Source organism: Glycocaulis albus (assembly GCF_014639075.1).
Taxonomy (GTDB): Bacteria; Pseudomonadota; Alphaproteobacteria; order Caulobacterales; family Maricaulaceae; genus Glycocaulis; species Glycocaulis albus.
Window position 1 is genome coordinate 65,557 of the sequence record NZ_BMFS01000013.1, and the last position, 6,670, is coordinate 72,226.

The following is a 6,670-nucleotide window of genomic DNA, read 5'->3' on the forward strand; positions in this document are numbered from 1 at the left end:
AGTGCTCCTCCGGTCTGACTTTGCTTCGAGTATGGGCCAGATAACGCATGCAAGGCAAAGGAAGCTGCGAAGAGGGCTGCAATTTGAGTGAGCGGGCTTCGCCACCTTGCCGCCTTGCCAATCGGTAAGTTGCCTTCGCCAATGAAAGGCGCGTTGATGGCCCGCAAACAGTCTGTGGGAGGGCGGCGATGAAGAAGCTGGCAGTCTCAATCGCCATGTTGATAACACTTGGCAGCGCCGCGCAGGCACAGGAAACGCCCGGTGAGACGCTGGACGCGCTCTACGACGTCATCTCCGGCCCTGTGGGCGAGGCGCGCGACTGGGAGCGCTTCCGTTCGCTATTCCTGCCCGGTGCGCAGATGAGCGTGGTGGTTGCCGGCGCAGATGGTGCGGAGCGGGTCGTCGTACTCACGCTGGACGATTATGTGGAGCGGAATGGCGAGCGGCTGGCCGAGATCGGCTTTACCGAGACTGAAACCCGGCGCGAAACATATCTCTATGGCGGCATGGCCACCATATTGTCGGCCTATGAGGCGGTTCGCGCCGATACCGGCGAGCAGATTGCGGTGGGCGTCAACAGCCTGACCATTCTCAATGATGCTGGCACATGGAAGATTGCTTCCATCGCCTGGCGGGCAGCGGATGAGGAATGGCCGGTGGAGCGCGCGTTTGAGGCGGCGGAGTAGGCCATAGGCGGACTGGTTGATCGCGTGGCGACTCAGGCGTTGATGCGATCACTCGAACTCGATGTGGACGTCGAACGGGCCGGGCGCACTGGCTGCGACCCAGAACCGCCAAGTCCCGAATGGCCGGTCAAGCAGCGTCTGGTAGCCGCCGACCGGCGTACCGTCCGCAACCGGTTCACCGCCTCCGGCCAGACATGTCACACGCCCGCTGGGATCTTCAAAAACCAGACGGCTGAACCCCTCTCCCATCGTGATGATGATGCCGTTCAGGGTTGCCTGCTCGCCGGAAATTACAAGCTCTGCACCGGGCGGCGCGTCGCCGATGATCTCTTCACAATCCTCGCCATGCCGGGGCGAGAGGCTGCGCTGAACCGCAAAGCGCAATGCTGTGCCACCTTCGAAAACGTACGGAGCGGCGGCTTGCGCTGAGGTTACGGTTTCGACGGCCCCCGGGTCCGAGCCAGCGATTGCAAGAGGCGCTGATAGCAGCCCGGTTGCGGCAAAAAGCACCGAAAAGCTCATCATCCGTCTGACCCTCCATACCAGCACCGGCAACGTCCCACACGCGGATGCCGATTGCCAGAAAAAAGCCCCGGAGCGTGCTCCGGGGCTTTTCATGTGAGAGGTGTCAAAAGCCTAGTAGCCGATTTTGGAGAGCTCTTCTTCAAATTCCGGCACGGCCTTGAACAGGTCCGCGACGAGGCCGTAATCGGCCACGGAGAAGATCGGCGCTTCCTCATCCTTGTTGATCGCGACGATCACCTTGGAATCCTTCATGCCCGCCAGGTGCTGGATCGCGCCGGAAATGCCAACCGCGATGTAAAGCTGCGGGGCGACGACCTTGCCGGTCTGGCCGACCTGATAGTCGTTGGGCACGAAGCCCGCATCGACCGCCGCGCGCGACGCGCCGACGGCAGCGCCCAGCTTGTCGGCGACCTTTTCCAGAATGGCGAAATTCTCGCCATTGCCCATACCACGACCGCCGGAAATGACGATCTTGGCCGCGCCCAGCTCCGGGCGGTCGGACTTGGAGAGCTCTTCGGAGACGAAGGCCGACTTGGCAGCGGCGTCCGGTGCGGACACCGTCTCCACACTCGCAGAGCCGCCATCGCCCGCTTTTTCAAACGTGGTCGGGCGCACGGTGATCACTTTCACCTTGTCGCTCGACTTTACCGTCATCAGCGCGTTGCCGGCATAGATCGGACGGATGAAGGTGTCCGCGCTTTCGACCGATGTAATGTCCGATATAAGCATCACGTCGAGCTTGGCCGCAACGCGGGGCATGAAATTCTTGCCCACGGTCGAGGCCGGCGCGAGGATGGCGTCATAGCCTTCCGCGATGGAGAGAACGAGGCTTTCCAGAGCTTCGGCCATCTTGTGGCCGAGAGCGTCTGATTCCGCCAGCATCACCTTGGCAACGCCCTCCACCTTGGCGGCCTCGTCAGCAACGCTTTTCGCGCCCTGACCAGCGACCAGAATGTGGATGTCTCCGCCCATCTTCTTCGCGGCCGTCACGGCTGCGCGCGTGGCTTCGTTCAGGGACTTGTTGTCGTGTTCAGCAATAACGAGCGTGGCCATGATTACAGCACTCCTGCTTCGTTCTTCAGCTTGGAAACCAGCTCGGCGACCGTCTCCACCTTCACACCGCCCTGGCGCTTGGGCGGTTCGGCTACCTTGAGCACTTCCAGGCGAGGGGTGAGGTCAACACCATAGTCTTCCGGCGCCTTGGCATCGATCGGCTTGCGCTTGGCCTTCATGATGTTGGGCAGGGAGGCATAGCGCGGCTCGTTGAGGCGCAGATCGGTCGTCACAATGGCCGGAAGGCCGAACGACACGGTCTGCAGACCGCCATCAATCTCACGGGTGACTTTGAGCGTATCGCCGTCTTTTTCCACTTTCGAAGCGAACGTGCCCTGCGGCCAGCCGAGGAGCGCGCCCAGCATCTGCCCGGTAGCGTTCGCATCATCATCAATGGCCTGTTTGCCGAGGATGATAAGCTCCGGGCTTTCCTCACCGGCGATTTTCGCCAGGATCTTGGCCACGGCCAGCGGCTCGACAATTGCGTCCGTGGTGACGTGAATGCCACGGTCCGCGCCCATGGCAAGGGCCGTGCGGATCGTCTCCTGAGCGCCTGCCGGACCGATCGAGACCACGACGATCTCTTCAGCCAGTCCTTTTTCCTTCATGCGGATCGCCTCTTCGACGGCAATCTCGCAGAACGGGTTCATGGACATTTTCACGTTGGCAAGGTCGACGCCGGTCTGGTCGGGCTTGACCCGGACCTTCACGTTGTAATCGACCACCCGCTTGACGGGGACGAGGATTTTCATCGGCCGCTCCGGTTGTCTCTGGTTGCGATTGATACGAACGGCAAAGCCAGCGCTGTACTGATTCTTGCCGCCCATGGTGCAGGGCAAAATAGGCGCGGAAACTGCCTTCGCCCACGCGTCGTGTCAACGCAGGTGCAAAAAGTGTACGGGGGTACAGGCAGGTGAGGTGCGTAACGGCCAGCCAAAAACTGAAACCCCGGATACGCGCCAGGCGCGTATCCGGGGCCAGTGCAGGCCAGTCCGCCTTTGATATCCCGGCTCGCTGGCGTGGCCGGGATTTCGGGAACCGCGGACTATTCGGCTGCGACGCTCAGCTCGGTCTCGATGGACAGCTCGATCTCGTCGGAGACGAAGGGCGCGGCATAGCCAAGCCCCCATTCTGAACGCACAAGCGTGCCGGAGGCAGAGAAGCCTGCCGTCTGACGCTCGCTCATCGGGTGCGGCCCGGAAAAGTTCAGTGTGACATTCAGTGATACCGGGCGGGTTTCGCCAAGAAGCGTGAGATCGCCGGTCATCACTCCGGTCTCGCCATCTTCGGTCTCGAAGCTGGTGGCGACGAAGCGGGCGGTCGGATACTCGGCGGTGTTGAACAGGTCACCGGACTCCAGATGGTCTTCAAAGTCTTGCTGGTTGGCGCCCACCCAGAAGCCGTCTGACAGGTTGAACGTTACATCGACGGTGGAGTTCTCGGGCTCTTCCAGATCAAGCAGCAGTACGCCCTCATAGTCGGTGAAATAGATGGACTGGCGCGACAAGCCCAGATGGTCCCAGCTTGCGCGGATGGCGGTGTGGGTCCGGTCGAACTCATAGGCAACGGGCTCGGCAAGGGCCGTGCCTGACATGATCGGGGCGGCAAGGAAGGCCGCCAGCGAGGCGGCAGCAAAAACGGTTTTCATCGGGCCTGTCTCCGGTTGTTGAACCCTGGCGTGCGGCCACACGCCGCAGCGCAAGACATAGGGAGCGGGCCGGGTCAATTTCCAGTGCGGTGGATGAAATACCGCGTTGCCGTGATGGAAACAGCGCGGCCAGCACGTTTCGGCTTGACAATAATTCGATAATTAGCGAAATATCAATTCATGAATACGGTTTTCAAAGCTCTCGCTGACCCCACACGCCGCAAGGTGCTGGAATTACTGCGCCGCCATCCGATGACGGCGGGAGAGCTGAGCGCCCACTTCACCGTGTCGAAGCCTACCATGTCGGCACATTTCAATGTCCTGAAGGAAGCTGATCTCATCGAGGCGGACAAGCAGGGCGTGACCATCACCTACCGGCTGAAAATGTCGGTGCTGGAGGATGCGTTGCTGGGTTTCGCCCAGACATTCGGTATCGGCCATCCGGCCGCTCCCGCGGCCAGCAACGCACCTCAGGAAGGAACTGAATCATGACCCGTCTGATGCCTGCCATTACACTTGCCATCACCTTTCTGGCCGCCGCGGCCGGTTTGAGATACGCCGAATCGGCAGGTCTGATTGGCCCGGACGTCGCTCAGCGCGTCGTTCAGGCCATGATCGGCATCATGTTGGCGGGCTTTGCCAATATGATGCCCAAACGGCTGGGAAGCCGCCGGTATTCACCGGAGGCCGAAGCCCGCCTGCAGCTTGCCCGTCGGGTGGGCGGCTGGTCTCTTACGCTGGCGGGCCTGGCCCATGCCGCTATCTGGGCATTCGCGCCGATAGATGCAGCGTCGCTTGCCGCGATGGCGGTGGTTGGCAGCGCATTGGGCCTTACCGTCGGCTTTGCCGTGTGGGCGTGCACCCGGCTTGGCAAGGGCTCCCCGGCCGGGACGGCGTCCGGCTCCTGAGGCGCACTGCGCTCATTTGCCGGCCGGACGCGTGATGCCCGCTAGCGCGTCTTTCCCGGCACCCAGAGCACGTCGGCCCGGCCTTCATCATTGGCGATGCGCGCGGCGACAAAGAGAAAATCGGAGAGACGGTTGAGATAGATGATGACAGCCTCGCTAACGGGCTCGCCAAGGTCTTTCAACTCTACCGCCTTGCGTTCGGCACGCCGTGCAATGGTGCGGGCCAGATGCAGGCGGGCGGCGGCTTCAGTGCCGCCCGGCAGGATGAAGCTTTCCAGCGGCGACAGGCGCGCATTGAACGTGTCGATATCGGTTTCCAGACGCGATGCTTGCTCCGGCGTGACGCGCAAGGGTTGCCATTCGAGCTTTTGCCCCCTGTCCGGCACGCATAAATCTGCGCCGAGATCGAAAAGTTCGTTCTGGATGCGCAACAGCGCTTCTTTAAGGGGGCCGTCCCCCAGTGCGGCTGCAGCCAGCCCTATCGACGCATTGGCCTCGTCGACCGTGCCATAGGCTTCCACGCGCGGATCATGCTTTGCCGCCTCGCTCATATCGCCCAGCCGCGTCGTGCCCTTGTCGCCGGTGCGGGTGTAAATTTTTGTCAGGCGGACCATGGACAAGTTTCCTTTACATTTTTTAAGCTGACCCAGACTGGCCCGTGTGGCATGAGGATTTCAACTCACATCGGCTTGCCCTCACAGGAAAGGCTTCACCATGCTTACTCTGATTGCCGCAGCCATTGCGCTGGCGCTCGCCTCGCCAGGCGTTGATGATGCCGCACAGAGCCTGCTGGACAGTTCAGGCGCACCCGGGGCGGTGGTGGCAATCCATAATGGGCCAGGCACGCGTATCGGTGTTGCCGGAACCCGCATCCACGGCGCCGAGGCTCCGGTGGAGGCCGATGATCTCTGGCACATGGGCTCCAACACAAAGGCGATGACGGCCACACTCATTGCCCGGCTTGCCGAACAGGGCGTGGTGCGCTGGGACATGAGCGCGGGCGAGGTACTGGACGGTCTCGGTCTCGATATTCACGCTGATCTGGCCAGGGCGGACTTTGTTGCGCTGCTGACGCACCGCTCCGGTCTGGCTGCCAATGCAGGCCCCATCACGTCCATAAGGCTCGCCGGAACCGATTCCGGCCGCGACGCGGCAGCTGACCGGCTGGTGTATGCCCGGGCCGTGCTGGGCGCTCCGGGTGGCCCTGCAGGTGAATTTCTCTACTCGAATGCGGGCTATGTCATCGCCGCTCTCATGGTCGAACAACTGACAGGTGAGACATACGAAACGCTGATGGAGCGCGAGGTGTTCGAACCGCTCGGCATGGACAGTGCGGGCTGGGGACCTCCGGGCGTTTCAGGCGCAGCTGACCAGCCACGCGGTCACCGGCCCGGCCTGTTCGGGTTTTCTGCCATCGAGCCGGGTGCCAGCGCCGACAACCCGCCCGCCATGAACCCGGCAGGGCGTGCCCATATGACCATGGCTGACCTCATGCGCTTTCTCGATATTCACCGGCGCGGCGCGGCGGGCGAAGAGACGGGCTATCTGTCGGCCGAGAGTTTTGAGCGCCTGCACACCCCCGTTGGCAATTACGCGATGGGCTGGGGCGTGCGCGGGGACGGCACGCTAAGCCATTCCGGGTCCAACACGATGTGGCTCGTGACCATGCGGGTCGACCCTGCGAGCGGCCTTGTCGCGGCTGCGGGGGTGAATGATGGCCGTCTGGATGCCGTGGCCGGCCCAGTCAACGCTGCGCTCGGCGCGGTGATGGCACAAGCGGACTAGGGCGTGGACTCATAAGCTCTGACCCAGAGTCTTGCTGATGCGAGTGCGATGGCGGCCAGGAAGTT

9 protein-coding genes are annotated in these 6,670 nt (G+C 62.3%); 4 read left to right on the forward strand and 5 right to left on the reverse strand.

Going from position 1 to position 6,670, the window contains the following annotated elements; all coding sequences use genetic code 11:
* The first annotated feature begins 188 nt into the window (after positions 1–188).
* A complete protein-coding gene (locus tag IEV75_RS12465; RefSeq protein ID WP_188452908.1) occupies positions 189–686 on the forward strand; it encodes a nuclear transport factor 2 family protein in 498 nt (165 codons plus the stop codon).
* A gap of 48 nt (positions 687–734) precedes the next feature.
* Here IEV75_RS12465 and IEV75_RS12470 read toward each other — a convergent pair whose 3' ends face one another.
* The 4 genes from IEV75_RS12470 to IEV75_RS12485 form a co-directional block, all read right to left on the reverse strand.
* Positions 735–1,070: a hypothetical protein gene (locus tag IEV75_RS12470; protein ID WP_188452909.1), complete on the reverse strand. Its 336-nt coding sequence runs from the start codon at positions 1,068–1,070 to the stop codon at positions 735–737.
* A gap of 252 nt (positions 1,071–1,322) precedes the next feature.
* Positions 1,323–2,264 carry an electron transfer flavoprotein subunit alpha/FixB family protein gene (locus IEV75_RS12475; protein ID WP_188452910.1) on the reverse strand — a complete coding sequence of 314 codons (942 nt, stop codon included), beginning with the start codon at positions 2,262–2,264 and terminating at the stop codon, positions 1,323–1,325.
* A 2-nt stretch (positions 2,265–2,266) separates the two neighbouring features.
* Positions 2,267–3,016: an electron transfer flavoprotein subunit beta/FixA family protein gene (locus tag IEV75_RS12480; RefSeq protein WP_188452911.1), complete on the reverse strand. Its 750-nt coding sequence runs from the start codon at positions 3,014–3,016 to the stop codon at positions 2,267–2,269.
* 293 nt (positions 3,017–3,309) lie between these two features.
* On the reverse strand, positions 3,310–3,912 hold the full coding sequence (locus IEV75_RS12485) for a YceI family protein (protein ID WP_188452912.1): 603 nt from the start codon (positions 3,910–3,912) through the stop codon (positions 3,310–3,312).
* Between the two features lie 180 nt (positions 3,913–4,092).
* Between IEV75_RS12485 and IEV75_RS12490 the strand changes: the two genes are divergently transcribed.
* Positions 4,093–4,404 (forward strand): autorepressor SdpR family transcription factor, encoded by a 312-nt coding sequence (locus IEV75_RS12490; RefSeq protein ID WP_188452913.1) that lies wholly within the window; start codon positions 4,093–4,095, stop codon positions 4,402–4,404.
* The gene (locus IEV75_RS12495; protein ID WP_188452914.1) at positions 4,401–4,820 is read left to right on the forward strand and encodes a hypothetical protein; all 420 of its coding nucleotides are present in this window, start codon (positions 4,401–4,403) and stop codon (positions 4,818–4,820) included. The genes IEV75_RS12490 and IEV75_RS12495 overlap by 4 nt, the downstream gene beginning before the upstream one ends.
* A gap of 41 nt (positions 4,821–4,861) precedes the next feature.
* On the opposite strand, the gene IEV75_RS12500 is transcribed toward IEV75_RS12495, so the two are convergent.
* A complete protein-coding gene (locus IEV75_RS12500) occupies positions 4,862–5,434 on the reverse strand; it encodes a cob(I)yrinic acid a,c-diamide adenosyltransferase (RefSeq protein WP_188452915.1) in 573 nt (190 codons plus the stop codon).
* A gap of 100 nt (positions 5,435–5,534) precedes the next feature.
* Between IEV75_RS12500 and IEV75_RS12505 the strand changes: the two genes are divergently transcribed.
* Positions 5,535–6,605: a serine hydrolase domain-containing protein gene (locus tag IEV75_RS12505; protein WP_188452916.1), complete on the forward strand. Its 1,071-nt coding sequence runs from the start codon at positions 5,535–5,537 to the stop codon at positions 6,603–6,605.
* The last annotated feature ends 65 nt before the right edge of the window (positions 6,606–6,670 follow it).

Coding starts and splice junctions, on each gene's coding strand:
- IEV75_RS12505 (WP_188452916.1), top strand. CDS start 5,535: ATGCTTACTCTGATTGCCGCAGCCATTGCGCTGGCGCTCGCCTCGCCA.
- IEV75_RS12475 (WP_188452910.1), bottom strand. CDS start 2,264: ATGGCCACGCTCGTTATTGCTGAACACGACAACAAGTCCCTGAACGAA.
- IEV75_RS12500 (WP_188452915.1), bottom strand. CDS start 5,434: ATGGTCCGCCTGACAAAAATTTACACCCGCACCGGCGACAAGGGCACG.
- IEV75_RS12465 (WP_188452908.1), top strand. CDS start 189: ATGAAGAAGCTGGCAGTCTCAATCGCCATGTTGATAACACTTGGCAGC.
- IEV75_RS12485 (WP_188452912.1), bottom strand. CDS start 3,912: ATGAAAACCGTTTTTGCTGCCGCCTCGCTGGCGGCCTTCCTTGCCGCC.
- IEV75_RS12490 (WP_188452913.1), top strand. CDS start 4,093: ATGAATACGGTTTTCAAAGCTCTCGCTGACCCCACACGCCGCAAGGTG.
- IEV75_RS12495 (WP_188452914.1), top strand. CDS start 4,401: ATGACCCGTCTGATGCCTGCCATTACACTTGCCATCACCTTTCTGGCC.
- IEV75_RS12480 (WP_188452911.1), bottom strand. CDS start 3,016: ATGAAAATCCTCGTCCCCGTCAAGCGGGTGGTCGATTACAACGTGAAG.